This is a genomic window from Janthinobacterium sp. GW458P (genome assembly GCF_002127585.1).
In the GTDB taxonomy this organism is placed as follows: Bacteria; Pseudomonadota; Gammaproteobacteria; order Burkholderiales; family Burkholderiaceae_D; genus Janthinobacterium.
Map to the genome: position 1 here is coordinate 126,103 of NZ_NEGZ01000006.1, position 20,973 is coordinate 147,075.

15 protein-coding genes are annotated in these 20,973 nt (G+C 63.0%); 9 read left to right on the forward strand and 6 right to left on the reverse strand.

All coding sequences use genetic code 11. The annotated features are described in order from the left end of the window. Positions 1-200 precede the first annotated feature (200 nt). Positions 201-3,746, forward strand: coding sequence for a hypothetical protein (locus CBW50_RS06915; RefSeq protein WP_086144849.1), 3,546 nt, complete (start codon positions 201-203; stop codon positions 3,744-3,746). Positions 3,747-3,837: 91 nt separating this feature from the next. On the opposite strand, the gene CBW50_RS06920 is transcribed toward CBW50_RS06915, so the two are convergent. Then, the gene (locus CBW50_RS06920; protein WP_086144850.1) at positions 3,838-4,761 is read right to left on the reverse strand and encodes a LysR family transcriptional regulator; all 924 of its coding nucleotides are present in this window, start codon (positions 4,759-4,761) and stop codon (positions 3,838-3,840) included. Positions 4,762-4,867: 106 nt separating this feature from the next. On the opposite strand from CBW50_RS06920, the gene CBW50_RS06925 reads away from it, so the two are divergent. Then, positions 4,868-6,082: an MFS transporter gene (locus tag CBW50_RS06925; RefSeq protein WP_086144851.1), complete on the forward strand. Its 1,215-nt coding sequence runs from the start codon at positions 4,868-4,870 to the stop codon at positions 6,080-6,082. A gap of 163 nt (positions 6,083-6,245) precedes the next feature. On the opposite strand, the gene CBW50_RS06930 is transcribed toward CBW50_RS06925, so the two are convergent. Further along, on the reverse strand, positions 6,246-6,899 hold the full coding sequence (locus CBW50_RS06930; protein ID WP_086144852.1) for a pentapeptide repeat-containing protein: 654 nt from the start codon (positions 6,897-6,899) through the stop codon (positions 6,246-6,248). A 338-nt stretch (positions 6,900-7,237) separates the two neighbouring features. Here CBW50_RS06930 and alaC point away from each other — a divergent pair, with 338 nt between their 5' ends. Next, entirely contained in the window at positions 7,238-8,455 is a 1,218-nt protein-coding gene (gene alaC / locus CBW50_RS06935) for an alanine transaminase (RefSeq protein WP_086144853.1), read from the forward strand. A 218-nt stretch (positions 8,456-8,673) separates the two neighbouring features. On the opposite strand, the gene CBW50_RS06940 is transcribed toward alaC, so the two are convergent. From CBW50_RS06940 to CBW50_RS06950, 3 genes are all read right to left on the reverse strand, one after another. Next, positions 8,674-9,249 (reverse strand): cohesin domain-containing protein, encoded by a 576-nt coding sequence (locus CBW50_RS06940; RefSeq protein ID WP_086144854.1) that lies wholly within the window; start codon positions 9,247-9,249, stop codon positions 8,674-8,676. A 35-nt stretch (positions 9,250-9,284) separates the two neighbouring features. Beyond that, positions 9,285-11,528: an SGNH/GDSL hydrolase family protein gene (locus tag CBW50_RS06945; protein WP_086144855.1), complete on the reverse strand. Its 2,244-nt coding sequence runs from the start codon at positions 11,526-11,528 to the stop codon at positions 9,285-9,287. 349 nt (positions 11,529-11,877) lie between these two features. Further along, entirely contained in the window at positions 11,878-12,252 is a 375-nt protein-coding gene (locus CBW50_RS06950; RefSeq protein WP_139842431.1) for a hypothetical protein, read from the reverse strand. Between the two features lie 49 nt (positions 12,253-12,301). Here CBW50_RS06950 and metE point away from each other — a divergent pair, with 49 nt between their 5' ends. From metE to CBW50_RS06965, 3 genes are all read left to right on the forward strand, one after another. Continuing rightward, positions 12,302-14,590, forward strand: a complete 2,289-nt coding sequence (gene metE, locus CBW50_RS06955; protein ID WP_086144857.1) for a 5-methyltetrahydropteroyltriglutamate--homocysteine S-methyltransferase — start codon at positions 12,302-12,304, stop codon at positions 14,588-14,590. Between the two features lie 252 nt (positions 14,591-14,842). Then, positions 14,843-15,340 (forward strand): hypothetical protein, encoded by a 498-nt coding sequence (locus tag CBW50_RS06960; RefSeq protein WP_086144858.1) that lies wholly within the window; start codon positions 14,843-14,845, stop codon positions 15,338-15,340. A 240-nt stretch (positions 15,341-15,580) separates the two neighbouring features. Continuing rightward, entirely contained in the window at positions 15,581-17,170 is a 1,590-nt protein-coding gene (locus tag CBW50_RS06965; RefSeq protein WP_086144859.1) for an aspartate:alanine exchanger family transporter, read from the forward strand. Between the two features lie 12 nt (positions 17,171-17,182). On the opposite strand, the gene CBW50_RS06970 is transcribed toward CBW50_RS06965, so the two are convergent. After that, on the reverse strand, positions 17,183-18,391 hold the full coding sequence (locus CBW50_RS06970; protein ID WP_086144860.1) for an MFS transporter: 1,209 nt from the start codon (positions 18,389-18,391) through the stop codon (positions 17,183-17,185). Between the two features lie 155 nt (positions 18,392-18,546). Between CBW50_RS06970 and CBW50_RS06975 the strand changes: the two genes are divergently transcribed. The 3 genes from CBW50_RS06975 (at position 18,547) to CBW50_RS06985 (ending at position 20,971) form a co-directional block, all read left to right on the forward strand. Beyond that, positions 18,547-19,134 (forward strand): TetR/AcrR family transcriptional regulator, encoded by a 588-nt coding sequence (locus CBW50_RS06975; protein WP_086144861.1) that lies wholly within the window; start codon positions 18,547-18,549, stop codon positions 19,132-19,134. 112 nt (positions 19,135-19,246) lie between these two features. After that, positions 19,247-19,597, forward strand: a complete 351-nt coding sequence (locus CBW50_RS06980) for a VOC family protein (protein WP_086144862.1) — start codon at positions 19,247-19,249, stop codon at positions 19,595-19,597. 183 nt (positions 19,598-19,780) lie between these two features. Then, entirely contained in the window at positions 19,781-20,971 is a 1,191-nt protein-coding gene (locus tag CBW50_RS06985) for an acyl-CoA dehydrogenase family protein (RefSeq protein WP_086144863.1), read from the forward strand. The last annotated feature ends 2 nt before the right edge of the window (positions 20,972-20,973 follow it).

Genomic DNA, 20,973 nt, shown 5'->3' on the forward strand with positions numbered 1-20,973 from the left:
GCGACCCGTATCGGCATCGGTCTATGAACGCATCCCTAGATGCAGATCAACACTGCTTGTATTTGCCTTCCGGCCGACGGGCTTTCGACTACAGTCAAGTGATCAGGTGATCAGCGGCCATCCATTGACGGGGGAGGGGCAAGGTTGCCCGGAAACCAGCACATATCCAACCGACGGTAGCCCATCGGTGGGGAGGGGCAATGGCCGAAGACAAGGCGGAAAAGACCCACGGCGATGCAGTGCGCGCGTGGCTGGCGCTATGGGGGGAGCGTGCGGGCTCTTTGCCATCCATACTGACGTTCTGGCTCGGCACCTTCCTTCCCGAGCGCCAGGCCCGGTTCTACGCCTATCTCGGGGCGGCCGCTCTTGCTGTTGCCTATATTCTCTTTCTGCATTGGCGAAGGCGCCACCGGCCGCCGCCACTGCCGCAGGAGCCTCCGCACACGCACGATACCTCAATCCTGCGCTCCTTCCTGCCATTTGAACAGGGCGACACGCTGATCGGCCGGCGCAGCGACTGCACGGATGCCATGGCGATTCTGCAAGGCGCCGACTTTCGCTTTGGCGTGATATGGGGCGAATCCGGTTGTGGCAAGACCTCATTCTTGCGCGCGGGCCTGGTCGCGGAGTTGCGCCGGCGCGGCCATGTTCCCATCTATCTGGGGCGGCCGACTGACGATCCCGGCACGGTGATCGAACGGGCGTTCAGGCAGTACGGCGGCGCCGCGCGCTTGTTCGTCATCCTTGACCAGTTCGAGGAATACTTTCTGACGCACCCCAGTCATCATGTGAGCGGCGCCCTGGGCAGCCGCATGCGGAAACTGCTTGACGAGCACCCGCAGTGCTCGCTGGTGATTGCCATCCGGCGCGACTGTTTTGCCCGTTTGCAAAACTTCGCTCCCGACATTGCCGACCCCACGTCGCCACGGACGACGTTCGAGTTGGTTAATTTGAGAACACATTCTGCACGTCAAGTTCTGGTGCAAGCGGCTGCCGACGAAGCGGTGCAGTTCGAGGCGGCGCTTGTCGACGCCATTATCGAAGACCTGGAGAGCAACGGCGAGGTGTGGCCTGTTGAGCTCCAGCTGATCGGCACGCGTCTCAAGCGCGCACATGTCCAGGAAAAGGCCGTGTATGTCGCCCTGGGCCGCAAGGCGGGCGTGATTGGCACCTTTATTCGTGATGAGATTGCACGCCTGCCCAAGCCTGTGCTGGGCGAGATCGTGTTGCGCAAGCTCTGCGCTCCTGGCGGGATCGCAAAGTCGCCCGTCGACATTGCCCTGGACGCCATCGTCGCCGACGTCCGTGCGCGCGATGCGGCGCTTCTGGCCGGGAGCGAACTCGCAACATGCCTGAAGATGCTGCAGGAAGCACGGCTCGTCATTCAGACCGGGCCTGATACATTCAACCTAACCCATGATGCCCTGGCACCCCTGATCCAGCGAGGCACCACAGGCCGGCAAGGGGCGGCCGAGGCGGCCGAGCGTTCCATTTCCTTCTACCTTGGCGCATTTCGCCACGATAACATGGTGCGAATCCCGATCCGCACGCTTCTGCAAATCCGCCGCCACGCCACGCCCCAGACCCTCGCGGACAGTTTTGTGCGGGAACTGATCGCCCGAAGCTGGCTCAGCGGGGCTTTCGCACTGAGCTGGCCGGCCGCCATGGCAGTGCTGATATTGGTGGTGGGAGGCTATGTCTTCGCTTTCAGCAGCTGGTCGATAGGTATCACGTCCGTGGCATTTGCGTCGGTTCCGCCGTCAGTGGCCATACGTTTCAGCAATCCTTTTACGCGATTCCTGCCAGGCACGGACAAGGTGGCGGTGGAGACCTCGTTTGGTACGGACCAGCTCGATCCAGCGAGCACGACCGCTGTCACTCAGGTGCCGCGCGGCGACATATGGGGCATGGGCGGGGTGCAGGAAGCCGTGGCGCGCATCGCTGACGTCCTGAATCCGCTCGAGAAAATTCGTTTCCTGCGTATAAGTGGAAAGCCAAAAGAAGCGACGGCAGCGTTTGTCACCTTCAGTCGCGCGAAACAAAGTGAACTCAGCTTGAAGGCGGCTTCCGATGCGATAGGGCTGGCTGGCAGGGCGAATGATGAAAAGGGCACGGACGAAGTTGTGGAAGCGCTTGTCCGCATGCTGGGTGCCACAAGCTCGCCCCCTGAATTGCCAGGCCGGCTGGCTGCAACTGCCGGCCTGTTGCGCATCGCGGAGACGCGGGCCGATATTGCCTATCGAGTAACGTTAAGTTTACAGCAATCTTTGGCCATCCTCGGAAAGCAAAGCGCCCGCAAACATGCTAATGACGTGTTGAGCTTTCTTGATGCAGACACCAATCTCATTGAAGCGGCGATCAAGCAACTGCTGATGAACGGTGCATCGCAACCCATGGAGGGCGATCTTAAAACACTTGAGATAATCCTCAACAATGCAGAAAATGCCCTGTTCGTGCGGAGCCGGGCACTCGACCTGCTGGAAGGTTATGCCGCACGCAATGAAAGTCTTGCCTTGCCAGCATTGAAATATTTGCTCAAGTTTCCGATGCAGCGGGCCCTCCAGCCGCAAGGCTTGACGATTGCCTCGCTCGATCCGGAACGGGTGACGAGACGCGCAGCAGACATGATCCCGATTCTGCTTCATAGCCACCCTTACGCGGCGCAGCACGCGTCAATCACAGCGCTGCTGACGTCTGCACAGCTGGCTTCGCCGGAAGCCGGCAACCATGAGTCTTCCCTGATCGCTCTCAGTTTTTTCGGGAGTGAAAACCGGCTTGCCTTTTCCGCTAGACTGATGGAGACGCTGAATGGGCAATTTGACAATCCAGGTCCCAGCGTCCGGGTTCGTGACATCGCCTTGATCGCCTTGTCCAACCTGGCAGCGGCCAATCCTGGACTTCAAGGTGCGCAGACGGAGCGCCGGGTGGCCGCGCTGCTGCATGAAACCGCCGCAAGCGGCAGTGACCAGACCCTGGTCGGACGGTGGCCTGTTATGTATGCTGCGGCAAAGCTCGCGGCATCGGGCCAGCTTGATGCCGAGTGCGCGCAGCTTGCCTTGAACTTGTTGGCGCGCCTCCTGAATGAGGATGCTCCTGATTATACCGGTATGCCTGACTATCCTCTCGACATGGAACTGACGCATCTGCTGGGCGCCGGCGCTCAATTGACGGGGCAAACTATGGACGCCATCGCCACGGCGATCGCCTCATCCTCGCGGAAAGGGCGGCAATCCGCAGCGGCGCAGATGCTGATGGCTGTCGCCAGGAAGCAGCCGCTCAAGGTGCTGAGCCGGCAATCCACATTCGACAAGGCGGTACTCGACCGGGAGTTTGACCGCTCCGTTCGTCAGCAGGTTCTCGCCGCCTTCGGCCAGGCGGATGCGGCCAGCGGCAGCAAGGCAGAGCGATTGCTGCGGTGCAAGGCAGAGATCGCATCGGTGGATAAGGCCGATGTCTGGAAAAGAGGCGCCTTTTGCGCATTCTTCTTCGCCCTCGATGATCCGGGGGCGCAAACGGCATTGATGGCCTATCTTGGCGGCATGTCCAGAGGCGGTGCCGGCGAGCGCATGGCGGCGCGGATGGCGCTGGAGATGCTGGCCATTGCGCAGCGCGTCGCAGAGGCGAAGAGGAATCCAGCCCTGTTGGCCATGACACGGGCCAGGCTTCGCTATGACCTGGACGATCTGGAGCGGCACGTGGCAATCGCGGCGCGGGCAGGCTTGATCGCACTCGATGGCATTCCCTAGGCGGCCAGCCGTCATGGCGGATGTGAAGATCAGCGCGGGCGCAAGGCCATTGTTCTGCCAGCGATGGGGCCGGCACGCAGCGGGCTTGGTTTCATGCCCGGCCAGGCATCTGCACGTCCGCATTTTTTGCCAGCAAGCCGGCGAGCCAGCCGGCAAATGCCTGCACCTTGGGTGCGGCCAGGCGGCCTTGCGGCGTCAGCAGCGACATGGGCATGGGCGTGGGCGGGCAATCGGACAGCACGGCCACCAGTGCGCCGCTGTCGAGGTGGCTGCGCACCTGGTACAGGGCCGCCTGCGCCAGGCCCAGCCCCTGCAGCGCGCAATCGACGCTGGCGTCGGCGTCGTTGACGGCGATGGGACCGGCCATCGGCACGCGCCGCACGTCACTTCCCTGTAGAAAATCCCAGTCGAAGGCGCGTCCCGTGCGGCCCGAATAGTGCATGATGCCCTGGTGCGCGGCCAGGTCGGCCAGGGTGCGCGGCGTGCCATGCCGCGCCAGGTAGGCGGGCGCGGCGCAGGTGACGAAGCGCATCAGGCCGACCTGCTTGCCGATGAAGGCGGAATCCTGCAAGTCGCCCACGCGCAAGGCGCAATCGATGCCTTCCTGCGTCAGGTCGACCAGGCGGTCCGTCAGGCTCAGCTGCAATTGCACGTCCGGGCAGGCGGCGTGAAACTGCGCGAGCTGGGGCACCACCAGGGTACGCCCCACCGTATTGGGCAGGTTGACGCGCAACAAACCACGCGGCTTTTTCGCTTCCGGCCCCCGAAACGCCAGTTCCGCCGTCTCCACAGCCTTCAGGATGGCTATGCAGTGGCGAAAATACTCGGCCCCTTCCGGCGTCAGCGACAGACGGCGCGTGGTTCGCTGCAGCAATTGCGTGCCCAGGTAGGCTTCCAGCTTTTGCAGGGTGGCCGTCAGCGCCGCGCGCGGCAAATTCAGTGTCTCGGCCGCCTTGGAAAAGCTGTTGGCTTCGACGATGCGCACGAAGGTCTGCATGGCCTTGATCTTGTCCATGGCGATTGTTCATCTTATATGAAAAGTATAAGTGGATTATGCCCTAATTATCTTTGCCGCAGGTTTGCCTAGAATGGCAGCATCCCTATCGAACCGAGGAAACAACATGAACAAGGCCGCATCTATTACTTCCCGCGACATGTCGCCCGCCATGGTGCTGCTGCTGGCCATCGCCTCCGGCCTGATCGTCGCCAATCTGTATTACGCGCAAACCCTGGTCGGGCCCATCAGCGCCTCGACGGGCCTGTCGGCCAAGGCGGCCGGGCTGATCGTTACCCTGACGCAAGTGGGCTATACCCTGGGCCTGCTGTTTGTCGTGCCCCTGGGCGACTTGCTGGAAAACCGCCGCCTGATCGTCACGGCCTTGCTGATGACGGCCGTGGCCCTGGTGGCGGCGGCCCTCTCCACGGGCGCCGTCGTGTTTCTTGCGGCCGCGCTGGCCATTGGCCTCGGTTCCGTGGCGGCGCAGGTGATCGTGCCGTTTGCCGCCCACCTGTCGCAGGAAGCGACGCGGGGCCAGACGGTGGGCAAGGTGGTCAGCGGCTTGTTGCTGGGCATCATGCTGGCCCGTCCTGCAGCCTCGCTGGTGGCTGCGCACGCCAGCTGGCACGCGGTGTTCGGCGGCGCCGCCGTGCTGATGGTATTGCTGGCGCTGGTGCTGCGCCGCGCCTTGCCCGTGCGCCAGCCCGTGTCCAGCATGCGCTATCCGGCCCTGATGGCGTCCTTGTGGCATTTGCTGCTGGGCACGCCCGTGCTGCGCCGTCGCGCCGCCTATCACGCGGGTCTGTTTGGCGCTTTCAGCCTGTTCTGGACCGTCACGCCGCTGGTGCTGGCCAGCCCCGCGTTCGGCCTGTCGCAAACGGGCATCGCCATCTTTGCCCTGGTCGGCATGGCAGGCGCCGTCGCCTCGCCCATCGCCGGCCGTCTGGCGGACGCGGGCCACACCTTGCCGGCCACGGCCGCCGCGCTGGCGCTGGGCATCGCCGCGTTTGCCTTGCCCATGTTCGCGCCGGGATCGAAACATGTGGCGCTGGGCTTGCTGGTGCTCGCTTCCATCGTGCTCGACATGGGCGTGGCGGCGAACCTGGTGCTGGGCCAGCGCGCCATCTTCAGCCTGGGCGCGCAAGTGCGTGGCCGCCTGAACGGCCTGTATTTCGCCCTGTTCTTCGCCGGCGGCGCGGCCGGCTCGGCCATCGGCGCCTGGGTGTATGCCAGCTATGGCTGGCAGGCAACCCTGCTGGCCGGCATGGCGTTCCCGGGGCTGGCCCTGCTGGTGTGGCTGGGAGAATTTTTGCCATTGGCTGCGCGCCGCGCGGCTTGAAACCGTGATGGGGCCGCATTATCACCGCTACGAATTTCTATCATCATGAATATAAAGTGGCGTGATATGCCGCCATGCAGCATCATGCACTTGTCTCCTCTATCTCCTCCAAGGAAATAGATTCAGCCCGCTTCCATAGCGGGCTTTTTTTTGCCTCTTTATCTTACATCACCACCAGGTCCAGCGCCCGCATGAAGTTGGCCGCCTGCGCATGCGTGATGACGGCGCCTTTCAGCAGGGACGCTTCGCTCAGCTTGAAGCCGTCGATGTCGGCGCCGCGCAAGTCCGCGCCCTGGAACTTTGCCAGCTTGATGGTCGCGTTGCGCAAGCTGCCCCCTTCGAAGACGGCCTCGCGGAAGTCGCAGCCGGCCAGGTAGGCATCGGAAAAATCCAGCTGCTTCAGTATTGCCTTGCGGAACGAGAAGCCGCGCAGGTCGGCGCCCACCAGCAGGCTGTCCTCGAACGTCAAGCCCAGGTGGGCCGCTTCCTCGAACGAGGCGCCCGTCAGCTTGCAGCCGCGGAAAGTGGCCGAGGCCAGCTTGGCGCGCCGCCATTTCGTGTTGTTCAGGTCGCACCCTTCGAAACTGGCGTCGACGGCATCGACGGATTCGAAATCGGCGCTGCCGGCGCGGCAGCGGCGCCAGGTGCTGCGCGCCAGTTTGCTGGCGAACAAGCTGGTGTCGGCAAAGGTGCAGCGCTCAAAGGTGCAGCCCTGCAAATCGAGGCGCGACAGGTCTTCGCCGTCGAAGGCGCAATCGATGAAGTGGCGCACCGGCAGGGCCAGCTGCTGCTCGATGCCGGCGCGGTCCAGGGTCATGCCAGTTGCTGCGGTGTCGTGTGTTGCCATCCTTCTTATTCCTAAAGTGAAGCAGGGGAGGGATGGCGCGGCGAAGAGATGCACGAACCAGAACACCTCCCCGCCTGGTGTAACAGCCAAGGGTCAGCGCCGTGGGTCCGCGCGGGCGGGAGCATGCCGGACGGTGCCGGGCACTTACCGGGTTACCAACCGGTGCGCTCATTTTCGATCTGGGCGTATTGTAGCGTGTCCGAATCGGCCTTGCCAGTTTCCGCACGCTCGGGTTAGTATCGTCACAGGCGCAGCCATTGCGCCAACGTCGCTCGGACGGATCCGGGCGCTTACGTACAGAGATAACCATGACCGACAGCCAAGCTCCGCGCAGCTTTTCGCGCATCAATCGTCTTCCCCCCTACGTTTTCAATATCACGGCCGAACTCAAGATGGCGGCGCGCCGCCGTGGCGAGGACATCATCGACATGTCGATGGGCAACCCCGACGGCGCCACGCCGGCCCACATCGTCGACAAGCTGGTCGAGACGGTGAAGCGTCCCGACACGCACGGCTATTCCGCGTCAAAAGGCATTCCGCGCCTGCGCCGCGCGATTGCGCACTGGTACAAGAAGCGCTACGAGGTCGACATCGACCCGGACAGCGAAGCCATCGTCACCATCGGCTCGAAAGAGGGCCTGGCCCATCTGATGCTGGCGACCCTGGACCGTGGCGACACGGTGCTGGTGCCCAATCCCAGCTATCCGATCCACATCTGGGGCGCCGTCATCGCGGGCGCCGACATCCGCTCCGTGCGCATGAGCCCTGGCGTGGATTTCTTTGCGGAACTGGAACGGGCCATCCGCGAGAGTTATCCGAAGCCGAAGATGATGGTGCTGGGCTTCCCGTCCAACCCCACGGCGCAATGCGTGGAACTGGAGTTCTTCGAGCGCGTCGTCGCGCTGGCGAAGCAGCACAATATTTTGGTCGTGCATGACCTGGCCTACGCCGACATCACCTTCGACGGCTGGAAGGCGCCGTCCATCATGCAGGTGCCGGGCGCGCGCGATGTCGCCGTGGAATTTTTCACCATGTCGAAAAGCTACAACATGGCGGGCTGGCGCATCGGTTTCATGGTCGGCAACGCGGAACTGGTGGCGGCCCTGGCGCGCATCAAGAGCTACCACGACTATGGCAGTTTTACCCCAGTGCAAGTGGCGGCGATTGCCGCGCTGGAGGGCGACCAAAGCTGCGTGACGGAGATCTGCGCGCAATACCAGCGCCGCCGCGACGTGCTGGTGAAAGGCTTGCATGAAGCGGGCTGGATGGTGGAAAAACCGAAGGCGTCGATGTACATCTGGGCGCACATCCCGGAAGCTTACCGCCACCTGGGTTCGCTGGAGTTTTCCAAGCTGCTGCTGGAAAAGGCCAGGGTGTGCGTCTCGCCCGGCATCGGCTTTGGCGAATACGGCGATGAATACGTGCGTTTTGCCCTGATCGAAAACGAGGCCCGCGTGCGGCAAGCCTTGCGCGGCATCAAGAACATGTTGCGTTCAGGTGACGGAAAAGCGCAGGCGGCGGCGTAAAAAATTGCCGTATGGAATCGTTCGTTGCCCCTAATATCACTGCCGCGTATTTCTGACATCACGAATATAAAGTGGTTTTATATGCTGCGACGCGGCATCATGCATCTGTCTCCTCTATCTTCCTCCAAGGAAATAGATTCAGCCCGCTCCCGCAGCGGGCTTTTTTTTTGCCCGGCCAGAATACTAGGCATGGCGACGCGCAGAGCCGGTCATGGCGATCATGGATGGTGGCGGCGCCGCAGCACCCAGGCCATGCCCAGCAGCATGGGCGCCAGCAGCACCAGCGTGCCCGGTTCCGTGACCACCGTGATCTGCGCGGGCAATGGCGCAACGAAGGCCATGTCGGCCAGGCCGGAATCGAGCAGGATGATGTTCGACAGGCTGAGCGCCGCGATGCCGCCGGCGTTGCGCGAGCGGAACATGATGCCCGCCAGGGCGCCTGTGCCGTTCACGCCGGGCAGGCTGTCGGTGAGCGTGCCCAGCGTGAACGAAATGCGTCCACCCACATTGTCGATGGTGCCGGGGAAGAAGATGCTGGAGCCGCCGCTGGACAGCAGGCCGCCTTCGGCGACGCTGGTGGCCGATAGCAGCCTGGGATCGAACGACAGATCGAACTGAAAGGCGAACAGGTCGGCGGCGCCATGGATCGCGATATTGACGCCAAAGCTTTGCTCATGCGCGACGAACAGGGTCTCGGGCTCGATGTCGATGATCGGGGCGGCGCGGGCCTGGAGGCTACAGGCCAGCAAGGCGCCCAGGGCCCAGAGGCAAATCGATGTCAGTCGGCTGGCCATGTCGTGCTCCTCTTCAGGTTCGGGTAGGGTTTGGATCAAAACGGGCAAGCGGCGCCTGCCGGCAGCTTGTGCGCGATCAAGGCCAGGTCCCGCACATCGACCACGCCATCGTTGTTGACGTCGCCATTCAAGCGGGGGCCGCGCTGTCCCAGTCTGAGGCGGACCTGCGCCACGTCGGCACAGTTGACTTCGCCGACCGTGATGCGCAACACGTGGTTCTGCTCGGCTAACTCTCCACGCAGGATGAGTTTGCCGGGAAGCAGGGGCAGGCGCAGCACGCCCGGCACGGGCGAGATGCCACCGCCCGCACGCAGGATGTCGGTGCTGTCGCCCGGCCGGAGCGAGACGCCGGGTGCCAGCGTCACGTAGATCTCGCCCTCCAGCTCCGCGCCGGCCGCGACCTCGAGCCGCGTCGGCTTGCTGCTGGCAAAGGCGTCCGGCAGCTGGATCTGGCCGTTCAACGGCAGGAACAGGTCGCCCTTGATCTGGCGTATGCCCCGCAGCCGCAACACGCCGTTGTTGACGAACTGGGCTTGCAGTGTGCCGCCGGTATAGTCGAAGCTGCCGTTGTTGTAGATAAACAGCGCGCTCAGGGCGCCGCGCGCCAGCGTGTAGGCGCTATGGCCGCCGCCGATCGACAGCGTACCCTCGAAGCCGCTGACGATCGGTCCCTTCGCTTCGATCCGGTGGCTGCCGCCATTCTGGATGAACACGCCAGTGCCATCCATGCCCACCCATTCTTCGTTGCTGGACAGGATGCCCTGGTTCAAGGTGTAGCTGCCGACACCGCCGGCGCTGTCGCCCAGGGTCAGGCGGCGCAGCACCTCATTGCTGCCATTGTCCTGCGTAAAGCTGCCACTGCCTTTGAACCCGAGGTCCGCCACCTCGGACCTGAGCGTGGCGTCCTCGCCGTCAAGCACCCAGGTGCCGGTGCCGCCCGCTTCCGCACCGAGCAGCAGGGTCGGCGTGATCATGGTCCCGCCGGTCTGTTCCAGCCGGCCCTTGCCGCCGATGCCGACGACGGTCAGCATGGCTTCCAGGTCCGCCTGCGCGCGCAGCGTCATGGTGCCGCTGCCGCTGGCATCGATCCTGAGGTCGATCAGCTGGGCCGGCGCGGCTGCGCTGTCGCGCGTCACGGTCCGGTCGATATCGTCATGCTGCAGCAGATACACCGTACCGCTCGTCGGCTGGCCAATGCCGCCAGTGCCGTCCGGGGTTGCGGACCAGTTATCGCCGTCTTCCCAGAAACCGCTGCCATTGATCCAGTAGTGCGTATTGCTGGCGAAAAATGCCTGCAGGGCGATGAACCAGGCGGGCGCCAGCTTGTCGTAACCGTGCTGGGTGGCCGGATGGGTGCCGTCCGTGAAGTCCGCCAGCGTCAGTTGCGCGCCGGCGTCCACAAAGTGGGTATTGTCGTGCTGCATTGCCAGCGCGCGGACATTGTTGTTGTAGTCGCCAATATATTTGTTCAGGATGTATTCGCCTAGCAAGCGCAGCGCAGTCCCGTACTCGCTCGCCGTCAGGACGGCATTGCCGTCCGCATCGGCCGCTTTGAAGATGCCGCCCAGGTCAGGGTTTAATTTCTTGCGGTTCAGGAAAGCGTTCACCGCGCTGGTGAACTTCGCCTGATCGACCGCGCCGCCTTGGCCGCCGACTATGTCAAACGAGAGTTCTTGCGATTGCAGGTAAGCGAGCAGGGTATGCGTTACCGTTGGCCCGGTGCCGTCGAGGGGATAGCCGATCGGCGGGATGGACGAGACAAAAATCTCCACTTTCTCGCCGCGCTCCAGATAGTCCTGGTTGATTTTCCGGATCAGCGTGTCAAGCCCGCCGGCCAGGGCGACGAGGCCCAGGGCGCCGAGACCGGTGCGCACGTCGACTTGCCTGAAATCGTTGGTGCCGGCCATCAGCAGGATGATGGCCGGATGGAAGGTGTTCCATGCCGCCATGCCCGTGATATTGGCGACCGTGGCGCCCACGGTGCCTTGATGGGCAAGGTAGTGGGGCGGGTCGGACGGGTCATGGCCTGCGCCGACATAGTCGATTTTCTTGCCGGCCGCGAGCAGATCGGTGAGCAGCTTCAGCCGGTAGCTGCGCTCCGGCGTCAAGGGATAGCCGGCCGTCAGCGAATCGCCCAGCGGCATCACGTTGATCTGCAGCGGCGGCTCGTCCGCGCAGGCGAGCGATGCGGCGCCCAGCCACCACAGCAGGATGAAGGTGCGCAGGAGCTGCCGCGTCCATGAAAACAGGATGGTTTTGAGGGGGGAAGTGCGGGGCATAAATCCTCCGGACGGGCTGCAAGGCATCGACGTGGCGAGCAGTCCCGCGATCTGCCGGGCTGCTGCGCCAGGCCGAGCCACGCAAATCATGTGCCATACGCCGCAAGTGCTTGATTTCTCAATGTATTTATCTGGCTCAACGGACCAGTCCGGAGGGAATGTAAAAAAATCCGGCAGCGGGAACCTGGGCCAGCGTGCGCGCCGGAATGTCTGCTGCGCACTGCGCATTGGATCGATGCCTGGCCGCGCCGATCCGCGGCTGGCGCGCCGTTGCGCGTTCGCCGCCGCTGCCTGGCGGAAACGAGATATTGATAAAGCATATTTCTATCATCACAACATGCAATTGGTTTTATATGCTGCAATGCGGCATCATGCATCTGTCTCCTCTATCTTCCTCCAAGAAAATAGATTCAGCCCGCTCCCGCAGCGGGCTTTTTTTTCGCCCGCGCGGTCGCCGGCGATAGCGATGCGCCGTGCGCGCCATGGCGATGAACGATTGCAGATAGTCGATGCCCTTGTCCGTCTCGCCCACATCCGCGAACTGAAACGTTTTCTTCACATCCACATCCGTGTCAGGCCAGCGCCCGAGATGGCCGCAGGCGCAGCAGCCGCTGCTGGCCGGGCGGCCAGCCATGCCGCGCTGGATGGCCCAATGGATTCGTCCAGGCAAGAATTCGCATGAATCTTTCTCATGAATATATGAAGTTATACCATTATTATTCATGGATGAAAGTCTCTATGATGACTCCACACTTCACTGGGAGGCAATCACCATGACCGTCACGACACACAATCTGGGCTACCCGCGCATCGGCGCCCAACGCGAACTGAAATTCGCCCTGGAAGACTACTGGAAGGGTAACAGCAGCCTGGAGGCGCTGGAAGGCCAGGGCGCCGAATTGCGTCAGCGCCACTGGCAGGACCAGGGCGCGCTGGATTTCGCGCCCGTGGGCGACTTTTCCTTTTACGACCAGGTGCTGGACTTGAGTTTTACGCTGGGCAACCTGCCGCAGCGCGTGCGCGGCCTCGAAGGCGCCGCGCTCGACAACTATTTCCGCGTCGCCCGTGGCCGCTCGGCCAGCGACAGCGATTGCAGCTGCATCCATGCCGGCGAGATGACGAAATGGTTCGATACCAATTACCACTACATCGTGCCGGAATTTGCGGCCGGCACGCAATTCAAGCTCGACAGCAGCCGCCTGCTGCGGCAACTGGCGCAGGCGCGCCAGCTGAACGTAAAGGCCAAGCCCGTGCTGATCGGCCCCGTCACCTACTTGTGGCTGGGCAAGGCCAAGGACGATTCCGACAAGCTGGCGCTGCTGCAAGGCTTGCTGCCCGTCTACGTGCAATTGCTGCAGGAACTGGCCGCGCAAGGCGTGGAGTGGGTGCAGATCGACGAACCGATACTCGTCACGGAACTCGACGGCGCCTGGCGGCAGGCGCTGGTGACGGCCTATGACGCCTTGAGCAGCGTCAAGCACGTCAGACTGCTGCTGGCCACGTATTTCGGCAAGCTGCAAGACAACCTGGCGCTGGCGTGCAAGCTGCCCGTGCAAGGCCTGCACCTGGACGCCGTCAACGCCCGCGATGAGGTGGAAGAAGTCATCGCGCAATTGCCTGTCACCAGCGTGCTGTCGCTGGGCGTGGTGAATGGCCGCAATATCTGGAAGACGGATTTGACGCAAGTGCTGGCGTGGCTGGAACCGGTGCACGCCAGCCTGCAAGACCGGCTGTGGATCGCGCCGTCGTGCTCGCTGCTGCACGTGCCCGTCGACCTGGCCAGCGAACAAAAACTCGATGCCGACATCAGATCCTGGCTGGCCTTCGCGCGCCAGAAGCTTGATGAAGTGCATACCATCGCCGGCGCCCTGAACCAGGGCCGCGCTGCCGTGCAGGCTTCGCTGGACGCCAACCACGCCGCCGTGCAGGCGCGCCGCCAGTCGGGCCGCGTGCACAATCCGGCAGTGAAGGCGGCCGTGGCGCGCATCGATGCGCGCCTGGGCCAGCGCGCCAGCGGCTATGCCGAGCGTGCCGCCAGGCAAGCTGCGCTGCTGCAACTGCCGCTGTACCCGACGACGACCATCGGCTCCTTCCCGCAGACGGCGCAAATCCGCCAGGCGCGCAGCCAGTTCCGCAGCGGCCAGCTCGATGCAGCCAGCTATAAAAAGCTGATGCAGGCGGAAATCGCCCATTGCGTGCAGGAACAAGAGGCGCTGGGCCTGGATGTCTTCGTGCACGGCGAGGCGGAACGCAACGACATGGTCGAGTATTTCGGCGAACAGCTGGACGGCTACGCCTTCAGTCAGTTCGGCTGGGTGCAATCGTACGGTTCGCGCTGCGTCAAGCCGCCCATTCTGTTCGGCGACATCAGCCGCCCCCGGGCCATGACGGTCGAGTGGAGCACCTACGCCCAGTCGCTGACGGACAAGCCGATGAAGGGCATGCTGACGGGCCCCGTCACCATCCTCAACTGGTCTTTCGTGCGCGACGACCAGCCCCGCAGCGTGTCGTGCTACCAGCTGGCGCTGGCCATGCGCGCCGAAGTGCAGGACCTGGAACGGGCCGGCATCCGCGTGATCCAGATCGACGAGGCGGCCTTGCGCGAAGGCTTGCCGCTGCGCAAGTCGCAATGGGCCGACTACCTGCGCTGGGCCGTGGAATCGTTCCGCATCACGGCCAACGGCGTGGCCGACGAGACGCAGATCCACACGCATATGTGCTATTCGGAATTTAACGACATCATCGTGCAGATCGCCGGCATGGACGCGGACGTCATCACGATCGAAACCTCGCGCTCCGACATGGAATTGCTGGACGCCTTCGACGACTTTAATTACCCGAATGAAATCGGCCCCGGCGTCTATGACATCCACTCGCCCAACATTCCAAGCCAGGAGCAGATGGTGGAACTGATGCGCAAGGCGGCCAGGCGCATCCCCGCGCAGCGCCTGTGGGTCAACCCCGATTGCGGCCTGAAGACGCGCGGCTGGAAGGAAGTGATACCCGCGCTGGCGAATATGGTGGCGGCGGCAAAAACCTTGCGCGGCGACAACGTTGCATAGGCGGATGCAGGAGCAGGGGAGGCCGGCATGGCTCAGATATAGAACAATCGTATTTCTGTCATCACAACATACAATTGGAAAATGATGCTGCAATGCGGCATCATTCTCCTGTCTCCTCTACTTCCTCCAAGGAAATAGATTCAGCCCGCTCCCGCAGCGGGCTTTTTTTTGTCGTTGCGCAGCATCGTGCCGGCTTCCACGGCGCCATCCTTTGCTATACCCTTGCTTCACCATAGACAAGGAGATGCGCTGATGAAGCCTTTGTTGCGCGCCGCCGGCATGCTTGCCCTGATGGCGCTCGGCGCCTGCTCGGAGGAGCGGCACCGGCTTGACCGCCATCTGGCCCAGCTGCGTCCGGGCGCGGTCGCGGCGCTGCCTGATATGGGGTGGCCGGCCGGCACGCTGCTGTGCCCGCTGGCGCTGTATCAGAGCGAGCTGGCCGGCCCGGCGCCTCCGGCGGACAGGGTCAACGCCTTCCTGAAGCAACAGCAATTTCGGGGTGACGAGAGCTGGTCGCTCATCGTCGTCAAGCCGCAGCCGGCAGGAAACGCCGCTGCCCGTATCGAGCAACTGTTTTTCAAGCGTGCAGAGTATGACGTGATCAATGATCCGCAAGGCATCGCGCGCGACGCGGAAACGGCGGCCAAGGGGTTTGCGCCGCACGCTTGCGTGAGCGTGGAGCAAGCCCGCGTGCTGGCGATCCGCCCGCAAGGAAGCCATCGCACGCTGATCATATTTGGAACAGCCTGACGAGATATTGATAAAACATATTTCTATCATCACAACATACAATTGGATAGCTATGTTGCAATGCGGCATCATTGCACCTGTCTCCTCTACTTCCTCACAGGAATTAGCTTCAGCCCGCTCCCGCAGCGGGCTTTTTTTTGCCCTTTTTATGCCGCAAACCGGCGCACGCTTGATTGTCCTTGCATCATTGTGTTGCTTTTGTGCATGCTAAACTGGGCCTTCCCCAGACCAAGGTTCCTGATGCTTCAATTATTTCGCCACACGCTGGAGTCCACGCCCATCCTGGCCCTGTTTCTCGTCATCGGCGCCGGTTATGCGCTGGGGCGCATCAGCGTGTTCGGTTTTTCGCTGGGCGTGGGCGGCGTGCTGTTCGCCGGGCTGGCGCTGGGCGCGTTCGCCCCCGGCGCCGTGCCGCCGCCGCTGGTCGGTTCCATCGGCCTGCTGCTGTTCTTATATGGCATCGGCGTGCAGTACGGCACGCAGTTTTTCGCCGGCTTGCGCGGCGCGGGGCAGAAACACAACCTGGTCGCCTTCGCCGCCGTCATGGGCGGCCTGGCCGTCTGCGTCTGGGGCGGGCAGTGGATCGATATCTCGCTGCGCATGGCCAGCGGCGTGTTTGCCGGCGCCATGACCAGCACGGCCGCCTTGCAGGCGGCGCTGGAAGCGTCGCACGGCAATGGCGACGCGGCCGTCGGCTATGCCGTCGCGTATCCGTTCGGCGTCGTCGCCCCCATGCTGGGCCTGTACCTGGCCGGGCGGATATTAAAACCCGTGCTGACGCCGCCGCCGGCGCCCATCATCGTGTCGGAAATCACCATCGATGCAGCAACACTGGCCGGCGCGGCCCTGTCCGAGCTGGCCGACGGCCCGCTGGCGGGCGTGCAGGTGATCGGCGTGCGCCAGGGCCACCAGAACCGCTTGCCCGATCCCTCGCTGGTGCTCGGCGTGGGCGATGCGCTGATGGTGTCGGGCACGGTGGCGGGCGTGGAGGCGGCGCGCGCGGCCCTGGGCCACCTGGACCCGGGCCGGCTGATGAAGGACCGCCGCGCGTTCGACGGCACGGAAGTGTTCGTGTCGGACGCGGAAATCGTCGGCGTGCCCCTGGGCGAACTGAACCTGGCGAAAGACTTCCCCCTGCAGATCGCCTTCATCCGCCGCGGCGACGCCATGATCCTGCCGCACCCGTTCCTGACGCTGGAATTCGGCGACCGCGTGATGGTCATTGCGCCAGCGAAACATGCGGCCGACGTGCGCAAGCTGTTCGGCAATTCCATCACGGCCACGGCCGAGTTCAGCTATGTGTCGCTGGGCATGGGCATGGTGCTGGGTGTGCTGCTGGGCCTGGTGCCGATACCGTTGCCATGGATAGGCTCGTTCAGCCTGGGCCTGGCGGGCGGCCCGCTGGTGATGGCGCTGATCCTGGGACGCCTGGGCCGTGTCGGCAAGATCAGCTGGCGTTTGCCCCTGTCGGCCAACCTGGTCATGCGCAACTACGGCTTGACCATATTCCTCGCCGCCGTCGGCATGGCCTCCGGCCTGCCTTTCGTGCAGCAGGTGGGCGCCGACGGCCTGCCCATGCTGGCGCTCGGCTTTGTTTCGGTGCTGGTGGTGGTGGCCCTCGTGGTGATCCTGGGCAAGGTCTTCCTGCGCCTGCCGTTTCCCGAGCTGCTGGGCATCGCGGCCGGCGCCACGGGCAACCCGGCCGTACTGGTGTTCGCCAACCGCCTGGCCAGGTCGGACCGCCCGAATCTGGGCTACGCGATGATTTTCCCCAGCATGACCATTGTCAAGATCGTGGCCGTGCAGGTGCTGCTGCATTTGTATGGCTGATGGCGCCCACGGTCAATCCCTTGCCGTGCCACGCTGCTTGTGGGCTTCCATAAAGCCGATGCCAACAGACAGCAGCAAGGCAGCAGCGGCGAATCCTGCGGCAAGCCAGAGGTTGGCGCTGAAGCCCAGCCTGTCCACGGCTTGGCCACCGGCCCACGCCCCGAGCGCGATGCCGATATTGAAGACGCCCACATACAGCGCGGCAACGATCTCCACGGCCCCGGGCGCCGTCTTCATCATCAAGGTCATCAGGCCGACCGAAACGCCGCCGTAGGCCAGTCCCCAGGCCAGCAACACCACGCCGCCGCCGATGCCGGAATCGCCGACAGCCAGGAACAGCAGTGGCGTGAGCAGCAGGCCGCCCGAGATGGCGATAATGGCCGGCGCCGTGCGCCGCGCTGCAACGACACCCGCCAGGAAGTTTCCAATGATGCCCGCGCAGCCATAGAAAAACAGCAGTGCGCCCAGCCATTGCGTATCCAATCCCGACACCGACAGCAGAAGCGGACGCACGAAGGTAAAGGCCATGAAATGGCTGGTCACCAGCAACAAGGTCAGAAGCAGCCCCGCTTGCAATTGCCTGTTGCGCAGCTGTTTGCCGAATTGGCGCCAGGTCGTCGAACCGGCAGCGGGCAGGGCGGGAATGACAGCCAGATGCAGCGCCAGTAACAGACTGCTGAACAGCGCCATGACGCCGAAGGCCCAGCGCCATCCTGCAACGTCGCCGATTTGTGCGCCAAGCGGCACACCCAGCACGGAAGCGGCCGCCACTCCACCGAAGATAAGCGACGTTGCCAGTCCAGTCGAGCGGGCGGGAACAAGCCGGGAAGCGAGGCCGCCGGCGATGGCCCAGATGCCGCCCATGCAAAAACCGACGAGCACACGGGCCGCCAGCATCCACGCCATGTTCTGCGCCAAGGCCGAGGCAATGTTCGCGATTACCAACAGACTCAGCAAACCACACAGAATGCTGCGCCGGTCCAGACTTCCCGATGCGACCACGACCAGCGGCGCGAACAAGGCCGCCAGCAATGCTGGCAGCGAGATCATCAGGCCGGCGGTTCCCGTGGAAGTGTCCAGGGTGTCGGCAATCGGTGTCAGCAGGCCGACCGGAAGCATCTCCGTCGTCACGACCGAAAAGGTGGCCATGCCGACGGCGCTGACCGCCAGCCACGGATGGCGGACAACGGCTTCTGTGGCAACGTTGGGAGACGTACTCATGATTCATATCCTTCATCTGATCATTTGATAAACGGCGCATGCCTACTTGCAACGGAGCCAGGTGGCAGTGATAATACATACAGTGCGTATGAATAGTATATATTCATACGCTGTGAATGTAAATAATCATACGCTACGTATGTAAGGAGGAAGCAATGGTCCGCCGCACCCGTGTGGAAATGGAAGAAACCCGCGCATTGTTGCTGGCTACCGCCCGCCAAGTGTTCAGCGAACGCGGCTATGCTGATACCTCAATGGACGACCTCACCGCGCAGGCAGGTCTGACGCGTGGTGCGCTGTATCATCATTTCGGCGACAAGAAGGGCTTGCTGCTGGCCGTGGTGGAGCAAATCGACGCGGAAATGGATGGCCGCCTGCAAGCCATCTCCGACAGCGCCGAAGACCTGTGGGAAGGCTTTCGCAGCCGCTGCCGTGCCTATCTGGAGATGGCGTTGGAACCGGAGATTCAGCGCATCGTTTTACGCGATGCCAGGGCGGTTTTGGGCGGCGCTTCACCGGACTCGCAGCGCCATTGCCTCGAGTCGATGCAGGGGCTTATCCAGCAGCTGATTCGGCAAGGCATCGTGGCCGATGCTTGCCCACAGGCACTGGCTGCGCTGATCTACGGCAGCCTGGCAGAAGGGGCATTCTGGATCGCAGACGGCGACGAAGGCAATGCGCGCTTGATAACAGGAGTGGCCGCATTGGAATTGCTGCTACGCGGGATGTTGCTCAATAGGTAATCGCGTAAAGTGGCAATCTCGTCAGAAGCGGACATGTCCGCAGACGTGGATGACGATTTTGAGCAGGATTGGGAAATGGAGATCGAAGCTTCTATTGACATGGAGGAAAAATATGCAAGTCAAGCGTATCGTTGCAAATTTCCCGGCGTCGGATCCGCGCCTGGCGCGCACTTTTTACGAGGACGTGCTGGGCCTGAGCCTGTTGATGGACCATGGCTGGATCGTGACGTATGGTTCGCAAAGCGAGATGAGCGTTCAAGTGAGCTTCGCGACGCAAGGCGGCTCGAACACCGCTGTGCCCGACCTTTCCATCGAAGTCGATGACGTCGATGCCGCATTGGCACGCATGCGTGGGGCGGGGTTCCCTATTGAATATGGTCCTGCCGATGAACCCTGGGGCGTCAGGCGGTTTTTCGTGCGCGACCCTTTCGGCAAGCTCGTCAATATTCTGTCGCACACATAGACGAGAGGCCAACGGCGGCTTCGGGCCGCCAGCCGGCCCGTTCCACCCGGCGCCGGCCTGTGTAAAAGCCCTGGCGCGCCTCCCAATCTGTTGTACAATCATTGAGAACGGTCGTGCTTTTTTGTGCGCTGAGCTTCCTTGCGTGCAGTCATCACGGCAACTCATAAGAACAAGGAGACAGACATGGACCTGCATTACACGGCCGGGGAGACGGCGTTCCGCGACACGGTGCGCGCCTTCCTCGACACCCATCTGCCGGCGGACTTGCAGCGCAAGGTGCGCCAGCATTTGCGCCTGAACCGCGACGACTACGTGCGCTGGCACAAGATTGTTGCGAAGCAAGGCTGGGCCGCGCCGGCCTGGCCCGTCGAGTACGGCGGCACGGGCTGGACGGCCGTGCAGCGCCACATCTGGGAAGACGAGTGCGCGCGCGCCGCCACGCCGCCCATTTTGCCGTTCGGCGTCAACATGGTGGCGCCCGTCATCATGGCCTTCGCCAGCGCCGAACAAAAAGCATATTATTTGCCGCGCATCTTGAACTGCGACGACTGGTGGTGCCAGGGCTATTCCGAACCCGGTGCCGGTTCCGACCTCGCCTCGCTGAAAACCACGGCCGAGCGCGACGGCGACCATTACATCGTCAATGGCCAGAAAACCTGGACCACCCTGGGCCAGCACGCGGACATGATCTTTTGCCTGGTGCGCACGGACAGCACGGTGCGCAAGCAGGAAGGCATCAGTTTCTTGCTGATCGACATGAAAACGCCGGGCATCACCGTGCGCCCCATCATCATGCTCGATGAAGAGCACGAAGTGAACGAAGTCTTTTTTGACAACGTGCGCGTGCCCGTCAGCAATCTGGTCGGCCAGGAAAACAAGGGCTGGACCTATGCCAAATACCTGCTGGGCCACGAGCGCACGGGCATCGCCGCCGTCGGCCGCTCGAAGCGCGAGCTGACCTTCCTCAAGCAGCTGGCCATGCAGCAGAGCAAGCGCGGCGCGCCGCTGCTGCACGACCCCGCGTTTGCGGCCAAGGTCGCCACCCTGGAAATCGAATTGATGGCGCTGGAAATGACGGTCTTGCGCGTCATCAGCGAAGAGGGCAAGGGGCCGGGACCGCAGGCGTCGATGCTGAAGGTGCGCGGCTCGGAACTGCAGCAGCAGCTGACGGAGCTGATGCTCGAAGCCATCGGCCCGCAAGCCTTGCCATTCGATCCGGCATTTCTTGACGGCGGCGCGCCCCACAGTAGCGCTGGCGACGACCTGGCCGCGCCGCTGGCCGCGTATTACTTCAATTACCGCAAGACATCGATCTATGGCGGCTCGAATGAAATCCAGAAAAACATCATCACGCAGATGATCCTGGGCCTGTAAGG